15 protein-coding genes are annotated in these 25018 nt (G+C 48.3%); 5 read left to right on the plus strand and 10 right to left on the minus strand.

All coding sequences use genetic code 11. The features are described from left to right. Window positions 1-78: 78 nt before the first annotated feature. Window positions 79-1455, minus strand: coding sequence for an ABC transporter substrate-binding protein (locus KP806_RS08525; protein ID WP_224723164.1), 1377 nt, complete (start codon window positions 1453-1455; stop codon window positions 79-81). 554 nt (window positions 1456-2009) lie between these two features. On the opposite strand from KP806_RS08525, the gene KP806_RS08530 reads away from it, so the two are divergent. Further along, window positions 2010-2870 carry a helix-turn-helix domain-containing protein gene (locus KP806_RS08530; RefSeq protein ID WP_224723519.1) on the plus strand — a complete coding sequence of 287 codons (861 nt, stop codon included), beginning with the start codon at window positions 2010-2012 and terminating at the stop codon, window positions 2868-2870. 449 nt (window positions 2871-3319) lie between these two features. Then, the gene (locus KP806_RS08535; RefSeq protein ID WP_224723165.1) at window positions 3320-4216 is read left to right on the plus strand and encodes a phosphotransferase; all 897 of its coding nucleotides are present in this window, start codon (window positions 3320-3322) and stop codon (window positions 4214-4216) included. A 125-nt stretch (window positions 4217-4341) separates the two neighbouring features. On the opposite strand, the gene KP806_RS08540 is transcribed toward KP806_RS08535, so the two are convergent. Then, on the minus strand, window positions 4342-7257 hold the full coding sequence (locus KP806_RS08540; RefSeq protein ID WP_224723166.1) for a glycoside hydrolase family 3 protein: 2916 nt from the start codon (window positions 7255-7257) through the stop codon (window positions 4342-4344). 763 nt (window positions 7258-8020) lie between these two features. On the opposite strand from KP806_RS08540, the gene KP806_RS08545 reads away from it, so the two are divergent. From KP806_RS08545 to KP806_RS08555, 3 genes are all read left to right on the plus strand, one after another. Then, a complete protein-coding gene (locus KP806_RS08545) occupies window positions 8021-9676 on the plus strand; it encodes a type 2 periplasmic-binding domain-containing protein (protein WP_224723167.1) in 1656 nt (551 codons plus the stop codon). 83 nt (window positions 9677-9759) lie between these two features. Continuing rightward, window positions 9760-10650: an ABC transporter permease gene (locus KP806_RS08550; RefSeq protein ID WP_224723168.1), complete on the plus strand. Its 891-nt coding sequence runs from the start codon at window positions 9760-9762 to the stop codon at window positions 10648-10650. Between the two features lie 12 nt (window positions 10651-10662). After that, window positions 10663-11553 carry a carbohydrate ABC transporter permease gene (locus KP806_RS08555; protein ID WP_224723169.1) on the plus strand — a complete coding sequence of 297 codons (891 nt, stop codon included), beginning with the start codon at window positions 10663-10665 and terminating at the stop codon, window positions 11551-11553. Between the two features lie 106 nt (window positions 11554-11659). On the opposite strand, the gene KP806_RS08560 is transcribed toward KP806_RS08555, so the two are convergent. The 8 genes from KP806_RS08560 to KP806_RS08595 all read right to left on the minus strand — a co-directional run bounded on the left by KP806_RS08560 (window position 11660) and on the right by KP806_RS08595 (window position 24970). Beyond that, window positions 11660-13414: a cache domain-containing sensor histidine kinase gene (locus KP806_RS08560; RefSeq protein WP_224723170.1), complete on the minus strand. Its 1755-nt coding sequence runs from the start codon at window positions 13412-13414 to the stop codon at window positions 11660-11662. Window positions 13415-13453: 39 nt separating this feature from the next. Continuing rightward, window positions 13454-15058, minus strand: a complete 1605-nt coding sequence (locus KP806_RS08565; protein ID WP_224723171.1) for a response regulator transcription factor — start codon at window positions 15056-15058, stop codon at window positions 13454-13456. Between the two features lie 521 nt (window positions 15059-15579). Next, complete coding sequence (locus KP806_RS08570) at window positions 15580-17835, minus strand: glycoside hydrolase family protein (RefSeq protein WP_224723172.1); 2256 nt, start codon at window positions 17833-17835, stop codon at window positions 15580-15582. A 3-nt stretch (window positions 17836-17838) separates the two neighbouring features. Then, window positions 17839-19368 carry a carboxylesterase/lipase family protein gene (locus KP806_RS08575; protein WP_224723173.1) on the minus strand — a complete coding sequence of 510 codons (1530 nt, stop codon included), beginning with the start codon at window positions 19366-19368 and terminating at the stop codon, window positions 17839-17841. Between the two features lie 880 nt (window positions 19369-20248). Then, complete coding sequence (locus KP806_RS08580) at window positions 20249-21199, minus strand: aminoglycoside phosphotransferase family protein (protein WP_224723174.1); 951 nt, start codon at window positions 21197-21199, stop codon at window positions 20249-20251. A gap of 190 nt (window positions 21200-21389) precedes the next feature. Further along, window positions 21390-22277, minus strand: a complete 888-nt coding sequence (locus KP806_RS08585) for an aminoglycoside phosphotransferase family protein (RefSeq protein WP_224723175.1) — start codon at window positions 22275-22277, stop codon at window positions 21390-21392. A gap of 398 nt (window positions 22278-22675) precedes the next feature. Then, window positions 22676-24091, minus strand: coding sequence for a family 43 glycosylhydrolase (locus KP806_RS08590; RefSeq protein ID WP_224723176.1), 1416 nt, complete (start codon window positions 24089-24091; stop codon window positions 22676-22678). Between the two features lie 42 nt (window positions 24092-24133). Then, window positions 24134-24970: a carbohydrate ABC transporter permease gene (locus KP806_RS08595; RefSeq protein ID WP_263575644.1), complete on the minus strand. Its 837-nt coding sequence runs from the start codon at window positions 24968-24970 to the stop codon at window positions 24134-24136. Window positions 24971-25018: the final 48 nt, after the last annotated feature.

The following is a 25018-nucleotide window of genomic DNA, read 5'->3' on the forward strand; positions in this document are numbered from 1 at the left end:
TCCCCTCCCGCGGCAAGAGTGAAATTCAAACAGTCCACATTGTTAAAAGAGATGCGGACTGTTTGATCACTTCAATCGTTATTTCTTATAGACTTCATCGATTGCCGCCTGGAAAGGCGTTTTATAAGTCTCGATGACAGTAGATACGGATTGGCCTTTGTTAATCTCGTCAGCGAACTCATAATAAGGCATACTTGGGAAAGTGCTCATATTGTCAAGATAAAATCTGTTCGTCCCTAATCGAACATTATTGATATCGTCTTCGTTGGTAAACATCGACTCGTACCAGCCTTGGAGAGGGAAATCGTAAATCGTTTCGTAATCTTCGATCTTCTCCCAGATATATATAAGCTGCTCAGGATTTGGAACCGCTTTCGGAATAACCATAGCCCCTGGGTTGGTATCAGGCGTATAGAAGACAGAGCCATTCGGACCTTTAGGGAATGGAATAAAGCCGATATCGAAGTCCTTCATGTCGTTCTTTAAGCCGCTGGCCTCATAAACTCCGCTAAAATACAACAATGTGTTGCCTTGACGGAAAAATTGGCTTGGCTCCGTCCAATCGCCGCCCTCTGAAGGTCTGACAATTTTTTCGGTTGACAGTCTGGACATGAAATTCAATGCCTCGACGGTTTTGGGATCATCCAGATTCTGCTTATCCTCTTTCGTCAAGCTCGCTTCGTTAGAAGCAAGCGCCGCATCCAGAACCCCGGCACCTGCCAATCCCCATGTATCGAGCTTTCCATCGTTATTCGTATCCTTATTAGCCTCTTTGACCACTTGAATGAACGTTTCCCAGTTCCAATTATCTTCATCAACATATTCTTGAAGCGGCTTCATACCGAGATTGTTCATCAACGTACGATTGTAGAAGAATCCGGTCGCCCCCCCTGGATACCCGCCAAAACCATAACCTTTCCCGTTATAGTTCATGATTCTGTTTGTTACATCCGGGTCGAATACCTTGTCATTTTTGGTATACTCGTCAACCGGCCACAACAGATCTTGACTTGCAAGTGCAGGAATGGTGTACGATCTGCTTACAGCGATAATATCGCCTACCGGTTCGCCGGCAAGGAGCGATGCCGTAACCTTCTTCTGGTACTCGGCGCCATCGATGACGACATATTCGACCTCGAAGTTATGTTTTTTCTTTAAAGCCTCCAGGTTCTTTTTCCTTTGGATATTATCCGGGTTGTCTTCCCCGATTTCCAAACTCCAGAAGTTTACTATTTTAATGACTCTGCCGCCCATATCGAAATCCATCTCCGGCGTTTCCTTGGAATCTCCCGCGCCTTCTTCAGCGTCATTCGTCGCAGCCGGATCGTTTGATGGCTCTTCGGTAGCTGCATTGGTGCTTCCAGGATTGTTACCGCCATTGCTTCCGCTGCTGCAAGCCGCTAATGAAAATATCAACATCAGACTAACAAGCAACATAATCAGTTTTTTGTTCATTTTCATCCCCCTGAAATTGTAATGTAATTGCTATCACTTTGATGCAATGTTAATGATACAGTTTAAAGCTGAACCAACTACACCATTCCCCATGTGCTGCTAACCCTTCCGCACCTATCACCTCCTGGCCGCTTCAACTTCACCGAATGCAGTTGAAAGCGGTATCAAATCCAATGCACATCGCGCATAGAACGAAATCCACATCGTGTTCCTCCTTGTTCCTTTAAAATCATATTGTAAAAAATTAATGCAAACCTTCATTTTCTAGACATGGGTATAGCATGATTTAGTCATTTTCCAGTTATCCTGAATCCGTGATATCAAATAGCCATATCTGTACATGAAAATCTGTACCGGAAGTCTTAAATAACGATTTTTAATATGGTTTTTCGTACATTTTTGGCTGTATGATCAGCCATCTTACATGGTTACAATAGAAATGTTACCGCATACATTTAACACAGAAAAAGGGGTGTTGTTGGATGTCAAACGGGCGAGGAAGTACGTTGAAATCGAACTGCATGAACAAGCTGCCGTCAATTAAAGGCGATATCCTGGATAGCGTTTATTTGGACTGGTTTACCAATGACGAGCAATTTCCGTTTTTTATTCAATATGGCGGGCACGAAGAGAATACGCCTCTTCATAAGCATGATGACTTCACCGAACTCGTGATTGTATTGAACGGGAACGCTACGCATATTGTTAATTCTGAAACTTATTTTATTAAAAAGGGGAACGTATTTGTCATTAACGGTCCTACCTATCATGCTTACCAAAATCCTCATGAATTTAAAATTTGCAATATTATGTTTCGTCCCGAAATACTTCGGAGCGCCGGTCCGGATTTAAGGGCCTCCAAAGGCTTTCAGTCACTTTTTGTTTTAGAACCGTTTTATCGCAATATTCATTCTTTTCAAAGCGGGCTTAGTTTGTCGATTCCAAGCACGGAACACGTCGCATCGATTATCTCCGACATGATCCATGAATTTAACAAAAAGCATCAGGGCTATCAGACGATGCTCATTTCCCGGTTTATGGAGCTTGTCGTCTATTTGTCCAGACAATATGACAATCAGGAGAATGGCACAGACAGCAATCTGATGCATTTGGCGAATGCAATCTCCTATATTGAAGATCATTATCTTGAGCCTCTTACTCTGGAGGATATCGCGGCTAGATCCAATATTTCGGTTCGGCATCTGAATCGGATTTTTCAATCTTATTATCAAACGACTCCTATTTCATACCTGCAGCGACTTCGTTTGGAGCGCGCGCGTGTGCTGCTCAGGCAAAGCGGAATCCCTATCACAAAAATCTCATACGAATGCGGATTTAACGATAGCAATTATTTCACACGTCAGTTTTCCAAAGCCTACGGACTATCCCCCAAGGCCTTTAGACTGAGTCAGTGATTTGATTTTTATATTAGGTTTACGTTACAAATTACATGAGGCGCCCCGGAATATGTTGTCAATAAAAACATATACCGGGGCGTCCTTTTAGGCTCAGCTGGAATATTAAGTTTAAAGCACATGCCTTGATATCACATCTGCCGTCAGGTCGTGTGGCAACCCATTCATAGATCGGACCTCTACTGAAGGCAAGTAGGTAGTCATAAACCTGCCCCCTCCCAATAATAACGGGTCAACCCAATGTAGGTCCTCTCGTTCATTTGATGAGGAACGCGATGACGATGCGATTCAAAAAATTCTCTTCCTACCCGATTGGCCGTAAAATGCTCCTGATTCTCCTTAAGATCCATCGGATAAAGTTTGCCGGCAAGCAGCAACTCTTGTTTGTAACGGGTAACCGGTCTGAATAGTTTATAGTATCGAAAAAACGCTTAGGGGGATTGGAATATTTGAACTTAGAAGAACAAGTGCGTATGATTCCTTCATTTCTGAACAAGACAGTTAAGTTCGAGCAGCTTAACGGCGGTCTTTCTAACGAAACCTATAAGTTAACTTGCGAAGGAAAGTGTTATGTGCTACGTGTTTTTGGGCAGCAAACCGATTATCTTAATTTTTCCCGGAACTCCGAGATTGAGGTAATGCAATCCTTTCATAAAGTTATACATAGTCCTTCGGTCCTTTATGTGGATCCAAATAAAACCTATGTGTTGCTTGAGTATATCGAGGGGAAATCGCTAACCGGGGAGGACTTACGCGATGCTGCGTTGATCAAACGGATTATTGAGCGTTTGAAAAACATTCACGACTCGGTTGATATCTCTGCCGAAGCGTCAAGACCATGTACGCCTTATCAGTTGGTCGAAAGTTATTTGCGTGGAGCTGAGAAGTTACAGGTCAAACAGCCGGAAGGCTTAACCCAGGTACTAATACAAATGGAACAGATCAACTACCGCCGCAGTCTCGATAAAAAGTATAATCAGCGGTTTTGCCACAATGACTACTACCTCTGTAATCTCCTCTGGTCTCCCCCACGCAAGGAATTGTATGTCTTAGATTGGGAGTTATGCGGTGTTGGTGACATCTTTTTCGATCTCGCAGCGATACCATTTACAAATCGTTTTACCGTACAGCAGGAGAAGAATTGGTTGCAATTGTACTTCGGCTACTATGAAGAGGAGCAATATGCGATCTTACAAGATATGAAGTATATGAATATGCTGCGGGAATGCTCCTGGGGGCTGCTCCATAGTGGACTTGCTATGAAGCAGGTAAATAATAGCTTTGATTATTACAAGCACGCTAAGCATGTGATCGAGCGGCTGCTGCAAGGATTTAATCAGTTTTAGAGCTCCCCTTACAGTAAGTTCCTTCTATTAGGAACTTACTGTAGAGGATTCGTTACTATCCGAATCATATTTAATTCCCTATCTAGGCCCGAAAAAAGCGGATTTCCCCGGAACCTTTCTTTCATTTAATGGGCCATCATTCGGAACCAACCGAGAGACACTGGCCCATCCAGAACTAGGTAGACGTCGCGCCGACCGGAGGCGCCCGTCAGCCCGCAAGAAAGGCTTCGCCAGTCCTGTTCTCCGCCAGCCGAAATCTTGCACTTACCTGCGATTGGACCGTCCGGACCATCCAGACGAACTTCAACCGCTGCATTCTCCGAGGCGGCGGCACGAAGCTCGACCGCGGAGATGCCTGCACCGAGTTCAGCGTCATGGAACGCAAGCCACCCCCTATCGCCGTTTACGGCTGCGGCGCTTCCGCCTTCGATGCATTCACCTAGATGAATGCCTTGATACGAATCGTAATTTGCAGCCCGAGTTACCTTCGTAAGGTCACGCGGCGGAATCGTCTCCCCGGCGACTGTAAGGCGACCTTCAAGCCGTAAATCTGCAGAGGAAGCGCCGAGCATGACCGAATACGTTCCGCTTTCCAGGCAGAATCGGTCGCGCGTTACATCCCAGATGGCCAGCGATTCGAGCTGCAGCTGGAACGTCACCTCCGCAGACTCTCCCGGAGCCAGAGCGATGCGTTTGAAGTCCGCCAGCTGAAGGCGCGGGCGCTTGACCCGCGAGGCCTCTGCACGTACATAAAGCTGCACGACCTCTTCACCCTCAAAGTCGCTTATGTTCGTCACACGGCAGGAAACCATGGCTGCCGTGTCGTTCCCGGCCACAACGCGGTTCGGCGACAACTGCAAGGCTTCGTAACGGAATTCGCTGTACGAAAGACCGTGTCCAAACGGATATAGCGGTTCGCCTTCAAAATATTGATACGTTCGGCCGCCATAGATAATGTCGTAGTCCATGAATGGCGGAAGCTGATCGACGGACTTGTACCAGGTCATGTTCACGCGGCCTGCGGGATTGATATCGCCAAACAGAACATCCGCAACAGCGCGGCCGAGCTCTTGACCCGCATGGGACGTGTAGATAATCGCCTTCGCCTTCTCCTGTAAAGCGTTCAAGGCGAACGGGTAGCTGCCGACGACCACAACAATCGTGTTCGGGTTCTCCTCAATTACCGCAAGCGCCAGCTTTTCCTGCGATTCCGACAGCGTGATATTGGGCCGGTCCATCGTCTCCTTGCCGTTGATCAGGGGATGATTGCCGACAAACACGATCGCCGCATCGGCGCCGCGAGCCGATTCTACAGCCGCGTCCAAGCCGCTCGACACGCGTTCAAACTCGAACGTGTCGGCATGCGTTCCAACAACCGAAATCCCCGCCTCCGCAGCGCCTCCGACGTTAATATCGTTCGCGGTCTCAGCCGCCAGACCGTCTCCGACAAGCAGTACACCTGTCTCATCATCAACCGTTACAGGCGTTCCGTTCCAGGTCGAGAAGGTAAGTAGGGAACTGCCCTGATCTACAGGTCGTATCTGGAACACTTCTTTCGTAAACCACTCCCAAATCCGATGAGCCGACGCTTGCAGGTTCTTGTCGTCCGTTGTCATATAGAGGTTATTACGCAGCGCAATTAATGTATGGCTGCCACAGCCCCAGTCCGATATCTCGAAAATGTCGCCTTCTTCAGCCCTCTCCGCTTGGGCGGCGAGTGTGGCCTTTGATTCGTCGCTGAGCCGGACATACTGCCCGCTACGAGCAGCCTTCATGCGCACACGATCAGTGCCGGCGGAGTATGACGTTTCAGCGCCTTTCCCTTCCGCCGCAAGCCTCTCGCGGATTCCCTGCAGCGGGGTAACCGCATAAGGCAATGTGCCGCTGTACCAGTCGCGGTAAACGACATCGGCGAGCGGGCCGATGACGGCAACCTTGCTCAGCTTGTCAGCCTGCAGCGGCAGCGTCTGCCCTTCATTCTTAAGCAGTACGACAGCTTTCTGCGCCGCCTCCCTTGCCAACTCCGCGTGCTCTGGATGGAGAATCGCCGATTCATCGATCGCAGCATACGGATTCCGTTCCGACGGGTCGAACTCCCCGAGCCGGAAACGGACGCGAAACGTGTTCCGAAGAGCGGTATCAAGATCATTTTCTGTCAATAGCCCGTCTTTTAGCGCCTCGCGAATCGCTGCCGTCACCACTGCTGCTTCGTCCGTAATGCTGTCGATTCCTCCGTCCCGGATCGACCGGGCCACCGCTTCCTTCAGCGTCTCCACGTAATGATGATCCCTCACCGTGCCCGTTACGTCGAAAGCATCGCTGACGACAAAGCCGTTCATTCCCCACTCGCGCTTAACGATGTCGATCACGTACCGGCTAAGGTTCGCCGGCACTCCGTTGATCGCATTGTATGCCGTCATCATGGACAAGGCTCCGCCTTCTTTGAACGGGATCTCGAACGCCTTCAAGTAATACTCGCGCAGGTTGCGCGGATCGAGGCTGACAGATGTATCGCCTCTTCCTGCCTCATTATTGTTGCCGATAAAATGCTTCAGCGTGGCAACCGCCTTCAAGTAAAAAGGATGATCCCCCTGAATGCCTTGCGAGAGTGCGGCGGCTAGTCTGCCGGCCAAAACCGGGTCCTCGCCATACGCTTCTTCCGTCCGGCCCCACCTGGGGTCGCGCTCCATGTCGACCGTCGGCGCCCACAGCGTCAAGCCGTTAAGATTCGGATTCTGCTTGTAAAAGCCGCGAGCTTCGTCCCCAATTGCGCCGCCGATTCTCTTAAGCAACTCGCTATCCCACGTACAAGCGAGACCGATCGGCTGAGGATAACTCGTCGCTTCCCCAAGCCAAGCCATGCCGTGTGCCGCCTCCGTGCCATGCTTGTACGCCTGTACGCCCAGGCGATCTATTGCGATCTGGTACTGTGGCATAAGCCCGATTTTCTCATCCAATGTCAGTTGGGCGATCAGGTCGTTCACACGCTCCTCGAGAGGCAAATCGGGATTCCAATAAAGGCAGGTCTTTTCTATTGTCATGTTCTCACGCTCCTTGGACTTACTATAAATGATACTTATTCCACCATCATCGACCTGCTCGGATACTTTCTACCCGAACCAGGCCAGCAGCCAGCATTCCCCTACTCCAATCTGCGCCGGGCTGCTTGCCTGCATTTGCCCGATTTTTCTTTGAATAACAAACTTGCTCTGACGGTGTGACAGACAATCCACATTACTCCTCTGCTGTAAGCATTCATCTAGTATTTTAGTTCAAGAATGACAAACTTACCTCGATTTTTTGGTCTTAAAATAGCATTATAAGGACACTTTATTTCGCGAACCCTGGTGATAACTGGTTCTCTTTTCGTACGGATGTGGTCAAGAAACAAAAAGTGTTGTGTTTCCACTGCAACAGAAAACTAGACCGTCTCAATCTCCAGCGAATCGGTCAGCAGCTTCTCGTCATCCACAATTATCAAGCTTAACATTACAGCATTCCTCCCATATCGTAATTCGTTGCGGAAGTTGGTGACAAGAAAGCAGACTTTTCAGCCCTTTCGTTTCCTAGTAGGATGTTTTGAGGGCGTTTTTTTTTCGCGACAGACCTCAACGGAAAGTAAAAAAAGAACACAACACAGTAAAATTAATGCACACGCTTCAATTCATTTTTCAGCGGTAAAAACAACAAAGAGTAAAAAATGTAGAGCCTACTCGTCAATAACGTTCATATCGAATTGATTTGCGATCGTTTACTATTAAGGTATAAGTCATCCTTGACTACAAGCCAAATGGGGGTAATAGTATGGCAAAGAAAATGACAAGATTTATTCTCTTTTTATGCATCACGTCCGCTTTACTAACAGCGTGCAGCAACGCGGTCAACAGCAATAATAACTCGGCAGGCACAGGTTCTAGCGGCAATAAAGCAACGGCTGCCAATGAGGTAGATCCAGCCAATCCAGCATTTAGCGCTTACAAAGAACCAGTAACGATTCATACCGTGACATCAGAATACTCTTCCGCAAAATATCCGAAGGGTGACGATATTACCAATAACGTGTGGACCAGAAGGTATAAAGAAAAATTCAATGTCGAGGTCGTAACGGACTGGGTCAGTGACGAATACGACACGAAGCTGAACTTGGCCATCTCGTCAAACGACCTTCCAGACGTGTTCAGAGTCAATGCCTCCCAATTACAGCAATTAATCGAAGCGGATATGGTCATGGACCTCTCGGAGGTGTTCGATACATATGCTTCGGAGCGCCTCAAAGGCTACATGGAGGCCGATCCGGACAGCTCCGAATCAGGCAAGAAAGACGGCAAGCTGTACGGTATCCCCCAATTGCATTGGGGATTAATCGACCAGCCAGACTTCGTCTGGATACGGAACGACTGGAAGGAAGAGCTGGGAATTGAAGATCCGAAATCCGTGGATGACATTAAGAATATCGCGTTGAAATTTATGGAGAAGCACGGCGGTTACGGCATCGCAGTCGACCAAACGCTGGATTATCTAAATCTGCTTGCCGTCGCCTGGAACGCCCATCCGGATATGTGGATCGAGGATGGGAGCGGAAAACTCGTATACGGCTCCGTCCAGCCTGAAATGAAGGATGCGCTGGCCGAGTGGGCCGAGTGGTACAAGCAGGGCATTATCGATCCCGAGTTCCCGATTAAGGACTTCAGCGCGATGAACGCCGATGTCGTCGCCGGCAAGGTCGGCGTGCAGCCATACTTCCAGTGGTGGGGCTATAACCCCGGTGTGGATACGGTGTCGAACCTGGGTAAGGACGCCATCTTTTATCCCTACGCTATTCCGTCGGTGGACGGTGGGGAAGCGAAGCAGTCGATCTTCTTCGCGAACGGCAACTATACCGTCGTCAAAAAGGGCTTTAAGCACCCGGAGGCCGTCTTCAAGCTTCTTAATGACTACGCCTATATCGTCGACGAAGGTGTCGGTAAAGAGTCCAAGGAAACGCTATCCGCCCTGCTGGACAACGATATCGCGCACGTCGTCGGCGCCTTCCGAGTTCTCAATCCGAACTCTGACTATGAGCAATTCGAGGCTGTAACGGCAACGTTGCAGTCGAAAGATATTAGCGACCTGACGACCGCGGGTATGCTGCAGAAGTATAACAACAGTGTCAAGTTCATGACGGATGCAACACCAGGTGCCGTTGGCGATTTCTTGCAGCAAGGAGCACCGAAGTCCGCTTACGGTCTTGCCAAACAAACACTGGACAACCAGAATTACATCAAAACTGCACTGTGGGGAGCTACTCCGGAGGCACTCGCCAGCTACGGCACGACCTTGGACGACATCCTGACAGAGGGCTTCACCAAGATTATCATGGGTAACGAAAACATCGATTATTTCGATACGGTCATCAAGAACTGGCAAACAGCCGGCGGAGATGCGGCCACCGAAGCAGTGAACGAAGCGTACGGGAAGTAAGCATTCTCTTTATGCAGGGGGCGAGGCTATTCTCTCCCCCTTTTATGTTATGGAAATTAATTCCTATAAACGGAGGGACACGGATGTTGAACAAATTAAGACAGCAGAGCCATTACCATCTCATGCTGATTCCGAGCATCGTCTTGGTCTTCATCTTTAGCTACATCCCCTTATATGGCCTGGTCATTGCGTTCCAGAAATATAATCCCGGCCTTGGCTTCAACTCGCCTTGGGTCGGGTGGGATAATTTCGCTCATGTATTTAATCAACCTAACTTCGTACGGACGATCTGGAATACGCTTTACATGTCCGTCTTTAAAATCATCGGCGGTATCTTTGTACCTGTCTTATTCGCCTTGTTGCTAAACGAGATTGCGCATCGAGCTGTCAAACGCACGTTCCAGACACTCGTATATATTCCGAATTTCCTGTCATGGGTTATCATGGCCGGCATTCTGCTTGACATTCTGAGCTCCGATGGCATCGTCAACACGTTCCTGGGCATATTCGGAATCCAGCCTATTTCATTCCTGGGCAGTCCTTCCCTCTTCCCATGGACCATGATCGTAAGCGATATCTGGAAGGGCTTCGGCTTCGGTACTGTTGTCTACTTAGCCGCCTTGACCAGCATCGATCCAGGACTTTACGAGGCCGCGATGATCGACGGCGCTAAACGCTGGAAGCAAACGATCTACATTACGCTGCCGCTTCTGATGCCGACAATTGTCCTGATGACGGTCCTATCGCTCGGCAATGTGCTCAACGCGGGTTTCGATCAGATTTATAACCTATATTCCCCTGTTGTGTATCAGAGCGGCGATATTATCGATACCTATGTCTACCGCCTTGGAATCCAGCAGGCCCAATATTCGATCGGAGCCGCCGTCGGATTGTTCAAGTCCGTCATCTCCTGCATCATGGTCGCCTTGTCCTATATCCTGGCCTATAGAGTCGCCGGCTACCGAATCTTCTAAGGAGGTATCTTCATGATTCATGACAAAAGTATCGAAAGACGCTTGTTCCATTTTTTTAACTACACGATTCTGATGTTAACCTCATTGCTTTGCATTCTGCCTTTCATCAACCTGCTGGCCGTATCCTTCAGCAGCAGCGCAGCCGTATCGGCAGGCAATGTAGCGTTCTGGCCGGTCAATTTTACGACGAAGGCCTATGAATTCGCGTTGGATGGAGGCGAGTTTTTCCCCTCCCTGTGGATAGCCGTAAAACGGGTCGTGCTCGGGACGGCTGTGAATCTCATCTTAATGGTGCTGACCGCTTACCCGCTTTCCAAGTCGAAGCAAAAGCTGTCTGGGCGCAATGTATATATGGGCTTCTTCATATTTACGATGCTGTTTAACGGAGGACTGATCCCAACATACCTCGTCGTAGTCAAAACAGGTCTGATCGATTCCATCTGGTCGCTAATCCTGCCAGGGGCGCTCCCTGTCTTCAGCATGGTTATTCTCATGAATTTTATTAAAGGCTTACCGGAGGAAATCGAAGAATCCGCAGTCATCGACGGTGCCAGTCCCTTGCAGATTCTGGTCCGCGTCCTGCTCCCGCTCCTGAAACCGGCACTCGCAACGGTCGGCTTGTTTAGTATCGTCGGTCATTGGAACTCGTGGTTCGACGGCATCATCTATATGAATGATCCCGCGAATTATCCGCTGCAGAGTTACCTGCAGACACTTCTGCTAAGCTTTGAGCAGATCATGCTTAAGTCGGGAACTGACTATACCCAGCTGCTCTCAATGATGAACGCCCGAACCGGACGCGCGGCCCAAATGTTTTTGGGTGCCATCCCGATATTACTGGTCTATCCGTTCCTGCAGAAGTACTTTACCAAGGGCTTGGTGCTCGGCAGTGTCAAAGGATAAACAAAAGGCTTGCAGCGTTGGCTGCAAGCCTTTTGTTATCATTCACTTCATCTTTCGAAGCCGCCACACCATACTCCGGAAATCGTGCGCCCTCCTCACCGGCACGTTATGCCCCTTCCTGCAGCTCCGAGATAACGGGCAACAGTATGGTAAAGACCGCACCTTCACCCAGCTTGCTCTCCGCTCGAATCCCGTAAGACTGGCCGAAATGAAGCTGGATGCGCCGCTGTACATTATACATGCCGATTCCCTTCGTTCCTCCCGCTTCCAGCCCGCTTTCCACCAGGCTCCGAATCGTTTCCTCATCCATGCCTACGCCGTTATCGCGAACCTCAATGGCAATGTCGCTGCCTTGGCGTTGTATCCGGATCGCAATTTCGCCATCCTCTTCACGCTCCGCAAGACCGTGGAAGATCGCATTTTCGATAATAGGCTGCAAAATCATCTTGGGCATACGATAGTCTAGCAGCCTGTCGTCAATCTCGTATTTCATCTGTATGCAGTCGTAGTACCTGACGTTCTGAATCGTCACGTAATTCGCGATATTGTTCAGCTCTTCCCGAATGGTTACTAAGGTTCCATCGAACCTGGCCGCATACCGGAGCATCGAGATCAACGCCTCGGTCATGTCAACAATCTTGTCGGCCCTCTGCATGGACGCGATCCATTTAACCGAACCGAGCGTATTGTAAAGGAAATGAGGATTGATCTGGGAATGAAGCGCACGCATTTCGGCGGCTGCCTTGTCGATCTCCTCCTGCTGGACTCTCTCGACCAGTCTTTTCAATTCGTACGACATTTTGTTGAACCTCGTGGACAGGTGTCCGATCTCATCCCGGGACCGTATATGCTCGACTTGTTCGAAACGCCCCTTCTCCACTAAGCTAATATTGTTAATCAGCCTCCTGATGGGACGGGTAATGACATTGGACAGAAAGATCGATATAATCGCAGCAAAGAGGGACATTACAATCGCTAATGTAACAAGGTTGCGGCTCAATATCTCCCCCTCCGCAGTAAGCTCCTCCAAGGGCATGTACAAGTATGTGGTCCATTGTTGCTGGCTAAGCGGACTGGTCACGACGACATTCGTCGATTCGTCAGGGCGGACGTTATCGCGGAACAAGGTACCGATCAACCGCTTGTTCACGTTATAAACGATTTTGTCATCACCGTCGACGATCATGAACCTCGAACGAAGCGCTTCTTGCAAGTTGCTATTCACAATCTCGATGAATTTGATGTCAATGCTCACAACCATGATCCCCAAGAGTCTTCCTGTCGTCACATCGTAGATTTTCCGAGCGTGCGAGACAGCCAATCCTTTGTTCTTAAGCTGCTTGTCGATTCGGGTCGTCAGCGTAACGGTTCTCTCCTTCGTGTGCATAAACCGTTTGAACCACAATTCATTAGCCGCTTTATAGTGGGTATCGATAGGTTGATTAGGGCTGACGAACAGATCAGACCCGCCGTTCAAATTATACAGATAGATAGAGAACACGCGATCCTTCATCATGATGTAATTCATGAGAATATTGTAGGCAGCATTCTCGTTCTGCTCACTGCCGTCCCGAAGGAAATCCTGGATCGGATAACTCCCGTCGAGCGTTGCGGACATGCTGCTGCTCAGCCCATTGCTGGCAATGAGTGATATCTTCTCGATCTCCTTTAAATATTCGTCGATGCGGATATTCGTTTGTTTGGCCAGATCGTTCAGCAGTTTTGTGTAATTATGCTCCAATAACCTTTCGGAGGAATAGTAGGAATTAATGGTCATCACGAGAACCGGAAGAATGATCACCGTCAGACAAATAATCATCATTTTCGTTTTAATACGAACGGATTGGATACGTCGCCACATCCTTTACCTCTATCCTCGGATCAACTCCGAACGGGGCTGCTACTCCCGATATTCCTCTGGGGTGAAGCCCGTTATTTTCTTGAAGATTTTGCTGAAATACGTGTAATTATGATAACCGACCTTATCAGCCACCTCGAACACTCTTAGCTTCCCGCCCTTCAGGTAAGCCTTTGCATGTTCAATCCGGACGCGGGTCAAGCATGAGATAAAGTTCTCCCCTCGCTCTAGCTTGAAGATGCGGCTGAGATAGGACGGATTAACATTGATTTGGCTGGCTACGCTCTGCAACGAAATATCCTCTGCATAATTCTTGCTGATAATATCGGCCGCGATGTCCGCATATGTGCGCTCCTCCATGAAGCGAGCGTCGTATTCCAAACAAGAGCTGATGTAAGCTGACACGCTGCGATGAATATCCTCCCAGCTCTCCCCTTTCAGTACCGATTCATAAGGCGACTTCTCGGCGAAAGGGGGTCGGGGTCGCTTCGCAGCCCATGACAACCGCGCATGGACGGATTCCATCAGCAGGATATATTTCTCGCGAACGCTGCTCTCGTCAGCCCGCAGCGCCTCCAACGCGGAACGGATTCCGGACAGAAATTGCTCCGCCTTCTTGGCATCCTTGCTTGCCCACACTGTGACAAAATCATGCTCCTGCTCTGGACTCAGCTGTACGTCGACCGCCTGCCGATCGTGCTCCTTGACTGCATCGTCGTAAAACAATACCTTGCCGGCGCCTGTATAGAAACGGTTACGCAGCGCAAAATCAGCCTCATAATATGCCGCTTTAATGAACTTGTAGCCTGGCACGACCGTGCTTATGCCAACAGTAAAGGTCAAATTCATGAAATCTTTTATCGAAGCCAGAAGCTTGCCGCACAGCTTCTCGATATCGGCACGGACAGATTCGCCGCCAGAAACCGAATTGACGATGATCAAATATTCCGAAGAACTCCAGATAACGATCTCTTTGTTCCACTTGGACGGTATGACCTCATCCATAATGTTCAAGATCGAGAATCGGAGCAGCTTTTCATCCGTCTCTACATATTTCTTCTTCACCTCTTCGAAATGACTGACTTTAAATTTCATGACGGTCAGTTCATCCGGTTTGACCTGAATACGAAGTTCATCCGCCTTCGCTTTCGCATCACTTTCGTTTACGAAACCGCTTATCAGGTCCTTAAAAAGACTTTCCTTCAGATGGCTCAAGCTTTGCAAAACGTCGTGTGCCATTGCGGGATGCTTCTCTTGGTTTTCGCGCTCTGCCTGCAGCTTCTGTTTTATGGAGATGAGCAGCTCGGAGAGCGAAGCCACCGTAATCTCACTCTTAATCAAGTAATCCGTCGCACCTAGCTTTAGAGCCTCCTTCACATAATGCAGCTCGTCAAAGTTGCTCAGGATGACATACTTGCAGGATTTCAATGCGCCGGATGCTTCCCGGATGAACTGCAGCCCGTCCATGACAGGCATCTTGATATCCGTAATGATCAAATCAGGTGAGGTTGCAATCGCAATCTCCAGCCCTTCTTTCCCGTTCCCTGCTTCTCCGACGACTTGGAAGCCATGCCCCTCCCAATCGAGCATGGAACGGATTCCCACCCGCATTAACAACTCGTCATCCACAATCATCAATTTATACATAAGCATCCCTCGATTGTCCGTTACTTCAGAACGGCTACTATTGTACGTATGAGAGCAGTCAATATGGTTAATCGTAACTTTTAATCAATTTTAACAATCTGCCAAAAAACAAGCAATAAGATGAAAGCTAACCATTTAATAGCTGAAACCATGTGAACGTCTGCAATTGACTTTGATGGCATGACGAAAATCCTTGCCGTCTTGCCTCCAGCAAAAGTCAGGCCACCATCACTGACTGGTTCAGACGGGAAAAAAAATGTATTGCCGTCGCTCGCGGTGCCAATTACGGTATATCTGCCGCTTGCTGCGGGACTGCGAAAAGGCTACCGAGTGATTTTATCGGCAGCCTTCTCATGATGTGTTAAAATAACGCACTCCTTCTTTCTCCCAATACGAAGGCACCTTAATGTATGGCCAGTCGGTTGCGTCGTAGTCGGGATCAAAGCTTTCGTGCGCATTCCAAAAAATTCGGGAATAGCGAAAGGGCATCTTCGCTCATAAAGGATTTGTATGGTTATTCTTTAGCGCGGCAATTTGATTTCCTCTGATTCCTGATCATATATTGCTCCCTTGTTTCCTATCGGAATTTCAGCAAATGTATCATAGATACGGTTTCTCTTGGTCCTCTCCTCCGGGCTGAGTCTTTGGGCGTCTGCAATTTCATAGCCGCCAAAGGTATCATACAGCCTAGAAGAGGGGTCGATTTCCACATAAGTGCACCAGGGCAGCCAGTGATAGTGGCTTTGCAGGATTTGACTTGTAAAGTTGCCTGCTTCATGTCCCAGGCCGGGCATGATATATCCGATGCTGCCGTCCACATCATTGGACTGTCGGGTGTTCTTATGGATAAACTCTGCAAAATCGCGATAATGCTCATCACCTGTAATGACATACAGTCTGTAATAGGTATATGAACAGGCGGCCATATACACATCGGCTCCCCCGCCAAGGGTGATAATGCTCTGTCCGCTGATGGAATACTTATTGAATGGATGTTTCGGCCAAGGGGTAGTCACAGGGAATGTCCACGCATAGGTCCAGGTTTCGGTATAATCGGCAGCGCCAATCGCGCCTTCCAGCCACTTGTCCTCACCGGTCAGATCATACAGGGCAAGGAAGCCAAACAAGGCATAGATCCCGGCCTCTTTATCCATGATGTCCGTGTTGTCGCAGGTGCCGCCCCGGTATTCCATGTTCAAGTAGGCATTATCGTAAGACCAATCCCCGGCCTTGATCGCAGCGGCTTTATATCTTTCATCGCCCGACACCAGATAGAACTGTACCAGAAAACGAATCACGCTGGGCGTATTGGCCTTGGAATCCATCCGGATAGAGCTGTCGGTATTGTATGCACGGTAAAAACTGCCGTCTTCATTCTGAAAATTCACAATCCAATCGGCGGTTTTTCTGCAGAATTCCAGCCAGGCCGGTCGCTCGTAGCCTATCTTGCGCATATAGAGATACGCGTCTAGAATTGCCTCAATCCCATCGGCAAGCATACGGATATAATGAGGATACGGCTCGAACTCCTTGATGCCGGGATGATAGCACATGTGCGGCAAGCCGGATTCGGTCATTGCCGTCCTCACCCAGAAATCAATGATGTTCACGCCTTTTTCGAAGGCTTCGGGTACGATTTCTTTATCTCCGTAACGCAGCAACTGATAACCGATTCCCGGCTGCTGTCCGACAAAGCCAAACTGGAAGGACACACTGGATATATCCATGTCGGGCAGTTGGCAGGAGAAAGGCAACCCGTACGAATCTCCGTATTGTTGCGTATATCTGGTGAACATTCTCATGCAGTTGTGGAAATGGAGCTCATTATCAACGTCGAATAACTTGTCGCGCATCCGGTCGTAGGTTACCCGCCAGATGTCTTTCATCATCATCTGAAAGCTGCTATAGTGTCCAAAATTCACAGCTACAGCGTAGTTTTGTTCAAAACCGACCTCCACCGGGTGGCTGACGCGCTGGAAGGATTTGAATTGATCTTTGAAATCAAGCCCAGCATATTTTCTTGTTGCGGGCATCTGACCATCACAGCCTGGGTATACATAATCAATAGACAATCCGTCGAGCTTCGTCTCGAATTCCTTACGTACGGCAAAACCATAATACAGATAATTCATAGTTCTGCTTTCCGGCTTACTCATGCCAACGGCACCAATGGTAAATTTGGGGTCTACATGATTTGCAGCCTGTGCAATATCCAGAGACCGCATGGTCACGTCTGACGTCCAACGCGATATTGCCGCCATTTCTCCTGATGCGATGTTTTGCATGGTAAACAAAGGCAAGGCACAACCGGTCTCCAGTCGCCAGAAATACTCGCAATCCAGGTCTTTGCCAAAGGCGTTCTTAGACGCATATTCGTTTTGCTTATACCATACACCGGGCGCGAAACAGTTATAGTCATGCGGATCGTCCGATTCCGTCATTACAAAGGAGAGCTTGGTGGAAAAACCAAGGTCATCTCCCGTCTTCAGCACCTTGACGTTCCTGCTTACCTTGAACCCGGCGCCGGTTGCTTCATAAGTATCTGCAAAGGAAAATTCAGAGCCGGAGGGCACAGTTAATTTGCCTTTGGCTGTGATTGTATCGCCGGAAACGGCAATCTCGCTGTAAGCTTTGTCGTAAAACTCGCTAAGGGCAACAACGGTCTTTACCATTACAAACATCGGGCGTTTATTAAAATATAAAAGTTTTCCATTCTTTAGCACCTCAACGCCGCCATCTTTAAAGAGCAAGGTATAGTCGCCGTTTACCAGTTTCACAGATTATTCCCCCTTCTTATTCTTGAAATATTCCTTCACAAGGAACTGCATGACATCACTCGGTTGTTCTCTGACAAACTCGGAATTATCTTTGAATACCATGCTGTATGGTTCCTCAAGAGTAAAGGGCTCCCATCGCGGCAGTTCCTCACCTGTTGAATCCTTCCCGTTCGGATCACCGGAACAGATAAAGTTAGCCCAGTAGTTGCACATCTGGCGGGCAAGATCATAATGTTTACCTACGAAGGGTCTCCAGCATTTAGCCAGGGTTTCAAAGAAAAACCAGAGATCCACCGAGTGGAATGTGCCAGGGTCATCCCAGCCCGGTATTTCCGCATCAAAATTATAATGATACAACGGGATATTAGCTCCGGTATCCGCATTGGCTTGTGAGGCAATCCGAATTGCATATTCAATGGAACTTACTGCAGCTTTCTTCACCGCTTCATCTATGTTGTCCGACTGAGCTTGGCAAAGTGCTAGAAACTCATCGGCATCATCGCCGAACATCTCAACAGCCATTTGCCGAAATTCTTCAAGTGTCTTGACTTTCGGAACACTGAAAAACTCGGAAGAAGTGTGGCCCCAAAGCACAGGTATCTTCCAGCGCTTGTTTTCAAGGAATAGATCAAATGCGTTGCCTACGCTGAACACCTGGTCAACAACGGTACCCCAGAACGCCTTATATTCCAGCATCTTGTCACGGAGATATTCCGCTTCAAGCTTACGGGCTTCTGCAAGGGAGGAAACTCCAAGAAACTCAAAGAATTTCACGCCCTCTTGTTCGGCTTCCGTCAGATTGCGCCGGACTCTAGGCATGCTGCTTCCCGGGTAAAGCGGTGTAAAGACACCGCTCTGAATAATTGCTCTCTGAAAGAGGCCTTCGTTCTGAGGCGAAGTGAGCTGGCTCATGACGCTTCCGCCGCCGGCAGATTGTCCGCCAATCGTAATGTTGTCGGGATCGCCGCCAAAAGCCGCGATATTGCGTTTGACCCATTGCGTTGCGGCCTGCTGATCAAGGTGGCCGAAGTTTGCGGGAGCCTCCGCAGCTTCCGCCGTTATTTCAGGATGGCATAAAAATCCAAACACATTCAGACGGTAGTTTATCGTTACCACTACGATCCCCCTGCGTGCGATGCGTTCGCCGTCAAACTCCATCTCGGCCGTATGGCCGACCTGCAGCCCACCGCCGAAGTACCATACAAAAACTGGAAGGTTTTCATCGGGACTGTTTGCCGGAGTCCATACATTCAGGTAGAGGCAGTCCTCGTCCATGGAGATGTCCGGATCCACAGCCCATTCTCTAGTATAGATGTTATTTATATCGATCTTTTGCCTTACCTGCATCGAGACCGGCGCGAAATCGTAAGCTTTCAAAACATCTTCCCAATCTTTTGCAGGCTGTGGGGCACGCCAGCGGTTTTCACCTACGGGCGGCGCGGCGAATGGGATACCTTTAAAACTTGTTATCCGAGGATCTGCTGCCGGCAATCCCTTAACCATACCGTTTTCAACTTTTACTACTCTAAGCATGTGACAACTCCCTTCATAATATTGGAACCTGTAAATGTGATACTTCTGTCTTCAGTCATTCCTCTGATAGAGACGGTACGGCGATTTATTCGTATGAAGAGTGCTAAAGGAATGTTCGGCGTGCTTGCGATGTCGAATGCATTCACAAAAAACGATCCGGACGGCAATGGAGAAGATGATACAAATGGGCTCGGTATGAGTCGAAAGGACCGCTGCCCCTGCGACATAATATCCTTCAGAACTGAGATGTATAATTCTCGTATAATTCGGTCATTCACAATCATCTGATTCCGACAACTGCGATGTCTTCGCTTTCATTATAATCATCCCAAACTTCTGACTACAATGTACATGTTTTTATATCGTTACCCGAATTTTACATCTTGAAAGCGTTTAACTTTCATTGCTCTGAGAAGCGTTGAAATATGCTTTATTACTCGATTCGGGAAAAAGCGTTGCTCATCGTTAAGCTTCTATGTGAAATTATTGCAGGGATTCAATTAACGCTACATTTGTGCAGCCAAACGGAAAAAACCGATTAACCATAAGCGCGCCTACCGGCCTGATGAGGGTACAGGGGGTCCAATCGTATCCGAAGAAAGCCGGAAAGCGTATTTAAGCGCAATTCTCGACCTTCATGATAATTCAATCGTCTCCTAGGTATTAGGGCGTTCCAATACAATCCGCTAAAATTAAACGGCCTCAGTCCAATAGAATACAGGACTAAAGCCGCCTAATTATTTTTATTATTTGTACTGTTTACTTGACGGGATGCAGTTCAGTATGCAAACTCCTCCATGATATGTTGAACTATCATGCCCGTTCAATCATTTCTTCACCCTTGGTTAGATAGAGATGCAAAAACATCGCGCAATCTCCGCTAATCCATAATCATGCCTACTACTTGTTTCGCGAATGCAGCATAGGGTTCGATCAGATCAGGATTTCGATCAATAGCCCACCTGAGGTTATCGAAAGCTCTTAATAGCAGAAAATGCCTTATATCAGAAAGATCTTTTCCACTTATTCCGTATCCGTCTATAAACGCTTTGAATTCTTCAACATTTGGGCTTTCCTCTAGTCCTAGGATTTGGTAATGCATCAATTGAGCAATAGTTGCATGCGGTACCACGTTTACTTCTGCATTCCAATCCAGCAATATAACTTGGTTTGCCTGATTGACAATCGTATTCTTTAAAGAGATATCTCCATGGTTTAAGCCGAAGCGGAACGGTTCACTCTTCAAATCTTCAAACAGTTTTCTTACTCTTTGCGATTCCATTTGAGTGATGACTCCAAGCTCAATCAAGCGGTCATGCTCAGTCAAACTATTTATATTATACTGCACATATCCTTGCCAACTGCCGTCTGATCCGGCATGAGAAGGTGACTGAAACTCACCATGGACTGGATCAATCAGATTCCCTCCATATCCTTTCACTTGAATAGAATGAATAAGCTTGGCATATTCGCCCAGTCTCCTCCAAACATTCAACTTGGGAACAGAACTGTCTACCCCATTATCTCCCTCAACAAAGGCTTGAATCATATATGCGGTTTCATCAACTATACCAATGGACAACACCTCAGGTCCCGGAATGCCAACTGCGGCTGCTTGCTCAATACACCATTTTTCTTTGATAAAGTTTGGAAATGTATCTTTATCGTTCATGCGGACAACAACTTTATTGCTCTCTGTTTCGACTACGTAAACCTGATTTGTCATGCCTTTACCTATGATTTGATATGTAGTTTTTACTTGTTCCTGAAGAAAATCACCTGTAATTCGTTCTGCTTGTTTAACTAAAGAGTCTTCCATAATTTCTTTCATCCCCCTCAAAGTGCCGTGCTTCGAATAGTTTACCACATACATTTTTGGGGAATATGTTTATAACTAAACAATACTACCCGTCCCTCGGAGCGAAGCTGCCGATCAACTCAGCGGCAGCTTCACTAAACACTTGTAATTCATTAGCTTAACTAAGCTAATTGAACAGAACTGTTATCATAATCAGTATTCGCTATTCATTCAGTAAAACATCGATAACCTTCTTCGCTTCTCTTACAGGGATGGATTTCTTATCTACTTCCCATGCCCATGTTATTAGCGCTTTCCATAATGCCCAACCTCTGGCCCTGTTTTCCGTTTCAGCGTCAAGGCCAATAGATTGAAGAAACACTTTCCTGCTTTTGTCATCAAAAAAGGTCCATGCCATGGTTAATTCTACTGCAGGATCGCCAACTGCCATTACGCCGAAGTCAATCACACTTGATAATTTGCCGTTTTTTACAAGAAGATTTCCTGGACTAATGTCACCATGAATCCAAACAGGCTTTTTTGTCCATTCGGATGCGGTTGCTTGATGCCATATTTTTAGGCACTTTTCTGCATCTACTGCCCCTCTCAGTGTTTCGAGCGCACTTAAAGTCCACTCGTTGAATTTCCACACTGTTAGGGGACAACCTCTAAAATAGTTATGCTCCCCGCCTGCAGGACCATTCGATGCGTCGATTTGATGAAGCTCCTTAATAAACCTAGAAAGATCAACAGCAAATTCATTAATATCTGAGATATTGTCATGCCTTAAGGTTTCTCCATCAATCCACCTATTAACTGACCAATAAAAGGGATAGCCTTCGTCGGGTATTCCTTTTGCCAGAGGAACAGTAACAGGCAGCGAAAGATGAGGTCTTAGCTTTGGCAGCCATTCAGCTTCTTTCTCAACCTGCGGAGCATGACCTTCGTCTCTTGGCAGCCTCACGCTCATCTCATCGCCAAAATGAAATGTAAAGTTATCATATCCGCCTTTTTCAACAGGTCTGACAGGCAAGTCAGCCCATTGAGGAAATTGCTTTCTAATTAACCTTCGTACTAGATCGGTATTTATTTTGTACGCACTAAAAGACATATAGCACTTCCCTCCGTGTTTGAAATGGAACTGAAGGGATTCGTGCAAACTATTATCCCTTCCGCACCTCGAAAATAAATGTATCGTTAACGGATTTAATGGTTCCCACGAAAATCACTCTCTTTCTTAAAGGGATAAGTTATTATACAGTGATGTATCAACAGCAATCTAGGTAATGAATAATTTAAATCAATTAATCTCCCTCTATGAAAAATAGTTCCAATTCATAGTAAGACGGAATGGGGTCAAGCGAACCGACGCGAGGAGCCTTGGAAGATCATGTTGCATTGGCTATGCCCCACATGCTATACAGAGTGAAAATGGCAGCCTGACGTGAGGTCAGGCTGCCATTCGTTACCTAGGTTACAACACAACGCCTATAGCAGTCGGTCTATCGGCTATTCAAGCGTGAACGACGCCAGACTTGCGTTGCCGGTGCCCCTATACGTGAAGTATAAAGCTTGAACGCCGTCCGGAACTGCGATGTCTGCCGCATACGTCGTCCATACGTTCGTGAAATCGACCGGAATCGATCCAAGCGTTGGTCCGTCCCATGCCGTCTTGACCTCGATGCTGCCTTGGGCATATCCGCGAACCTGAATCTTCACGTGCTTCACGCCCTCGCATTGAAAGTACTTAAACCCCGCCGTTGCGGAATCCCGCATATTCGCAATATAACCGATCTCTTCGTCCCCGTCTTTGCCGTCTTGGGTGATCTTCGGGAATCGGCCGTCCATCCATGCGCCGTGCGTGCCCGTGTAGCTCTCATCCGTCTCCGTGAACAGGTGGCAGGCTAAATAGGCCGGGTACTGGCCACGGCCGACAAGCGGGCCGCCGTTCGGACCGCTCGTCGTAATCTCCGCTTGCGGTATGGTACCGTCCTCCAGGAACGAGATCGGTTCGATGCAGCCCTGGCGGCTGAAGCTCGTACCGTTCGTATGACGGTGATAGAAGATGTACCATTGACCGTTTGCTTCCACCAATCCGCCGTGATTGTTGCCGCCATAGTTCATTGGCTTGCTCGCCGGCTTGTACGAATCGATATGCATGTCGTTGTTGCTTACGATGACTCCACGGTATTCGAAGCCCTTCGTCGGATGCTTGCTGGTCGCGTAGCACAGCTCGTGCATGACGACGGAGGAATAGACGAAATAATACGTATCGCCACGTTTACGGATGGATGGCGCTTCGAAGAACGCATGCCCTTCGTAGCCGGATCCTTGGCTATATGGCTCGCTGGGTACGATGAACACCGGTTCATCGACGATCGTCAGCATATCCGGACCGATTACGGTGGCCATCGCGCCCTTGCGCGACTTGTCGCCGACCGAGCAGAACCCGGTATACAGGTAAGTGAGGTCTCCTTCCGTCAGCACTCCCGGATCGAATTGCGGCTGATCGCCTGCCCGTTCGCCCAGGCGCGTCCCGTCGGCGTACTGCACGTATCCGTAAAATTCATATCTGCCGGCGGGCGTATCGCAGACGGCGACCGAGACGACGGATACCTTATCCAGGACATAGAACAGATAATAACGTCCGTCCGGACCTTGGGTGACGTCCGGGGCATAGAGACACATTCGACCATCCGGGTTCAGCGGATCGTCCGTCTTCTCGTAGATGACGCCTTCAGATCGCCAGTCCGCCAGATCGTTCACGGGCGCCGACCAGCAGACATAATCGTTCAGACAGAAGACATGCCCGTTATAACGGTCATGCGAGCCGTATACGTAGACTCTGTCCTCGAACACATGGGGCTCGCCGTCGGGGATATACTCCCAGGACGGCAAGTAAGGATTTACGCCTTGTTTCTTCATAAGATTGATTTCCACTCCTCCGGTACATATCTGCCTTTTCGACTATCCCTTTACTCCGCCGACGATCATGCCCTTGACAAAATACTTCTGCAGAAACGGATAGACCATAATAATCGGCACGCTTGCAACGATCGTCATCGTAGCCCGAACCGATGTCGGCGTTACGATTTGCGTGCTTCCCTGAGCATCGGCATACTGGTCAGCGGCTGAGGAGCCTGTGTTGGACGTGGACAAGATCTTCACCAGCTCGTATTGCAGCGTACTGAGGTCATGCCTTGAAGAATTGTACAGGAATACGTCAAACCAGGAGTTCCATTGATAGACTGCCACGAACAGGGATACGGTCGCTAGAGCAGGCATGGTCAGCGGAAGCACGATACGGATAAAGGTGGTGAGGTCGCCCGCGCCGTCGATTTTGGCCGATTCCATGATGCCTTCCGGCAAGCCTTCGATGAAGGATCGAATGACGATCATATTGAACACGCCGATGATGCCCGGAATAATGTAGACCCAGAAGCTGTTCAGCATGCTGAGCTCTTTAACGAGCAGATAGTTCGGAATCAAGCCGCCGCTGAAATACATCGTAAATATGAAGGTAATGGCAATGAATTTCTTCAATTTATATTCGGGACGGCTGATCGCATAGGCCAGCATCGATGTGCAAAATACGGAAACGATCGTCCCGACGATCGTCCGTGCCGCGGAAATGAAGGTCGCGTAGAACACGTTCGATTCACTAAACACATACTCATAGTTTCGGAGCGTCCATTCACGCGGCCAAAAATAGATGTCGCCGCGAATGGAGTCGTTAGCGTCGTTGAACGACAAGGCGAACATATTAATGAAAGGATACAAAGTGACGAAGATCAAAATAATCATGAAGATATAATTGCACGCATCGAATATTCGATCGCCAATCGAAGAGAA

Origin of the sequence: Paenibacillus vietnamensis, assembly GCF_020169515.1 — a bacterium.
Taxonomy (GTDB): domain Bacteria; phylum Bacillota; class Bacilli; order Paenibacillales; family Paenibacillaceae; genus Pristimantibacillus; species Pristimantibacillus vietnamensis.

What these genes read in the sequence shown, in the direction of transcription:
- KP806_RS08525 (WP_224723164.1), bottom strand. Translation starts at nt 1,455, where the DNA reads ATGAACAAAAAACTGATTATGTTGCTTGTTAGTCTGATGTTGATATTT.
- KP806_RS08540 (WP_224723166.1), bottom strand. Translation starts at nt 7,257, where the DNA reads ATGACAATAGAAAAGACCTGCCTTTATTGGAATCCCGATTTGCCTCTC.
- KP806_RS08545 (WP_224723167.1), top strand. Translation starts at nt 8,021, where the DNA reads ATGGCAAAGAAAATGACAAGATTTATTCTCTTTTTATGCATCACGTCC.
- KP806_RS08550 (WP_224723168.1), top strand. Translation starts at nt 9,760, where the DNA reads ATGTTGAACAAATTAAGACAGCAGAGCCATTACCATCTCATGCTGATT.
- KP806_RS08555 (WP_224723169.1), top strand. Translation starts at nt 10,663, where the DNA reads ATGATTCATGACAAAAGTATCGAAAGACGCTTGTTCCATTTTTTTAAC.
- KP806_RS08560 (WP_224723170.1), bottom strand. Translation starts at nt 13,414, where the DNA reads ATGTGGCGACGTATCCAATCCGTTCGTATTAAAACGAAAATGATGATT.
- KP806_RS08565 (WP_224723171.1), bottom strand. Translation starts at nt 15,058, where the DNA reads ATGTATAAATTGATGATTGTGGATGACGAGTTGTTAATGCGGGTGGGA.
- KP806_RS08575 (WP_224723173.1), bottom strand. Translation starts at nt 19,368, where the DNA reads ATGCTTAGAGTAGTAAAAGTTGAAAACGGTATGGTTAAGGGATTGCCG.
- KP806_RS08580 (WP_224723174.1), bottom strand. Translation starts at nt 21,199, where the DNA reads ATGAAAGAAATTATGGAAGACTCTTTAGTTAAACAAGCAGAACGAATT.
- KP806_RS08585 (WP_224723175.1), bottom strand. Translation starts at nt 22,277, where the DNA reads ATGTCTTTTAGTGCGTACAAAATAAATACCGATCTAGTACGAAGGTTA.
- KP806_RS08590 (WP_224723176.1), bottom strand. Translation starts at nt 24,091, where the DNA reads ATGAAGAAACAAGGCGTAAATCCTTACTTGCCGTCCTGGGAGTATATC.
- KP806_RS08595 (WP_263575644.1), bottom strand. Translation starts at nt 24,970, where the DNA reads ATGATTATTTTGATCTTCGTCACTTTGTATCCTTTCATTAATATGTTC.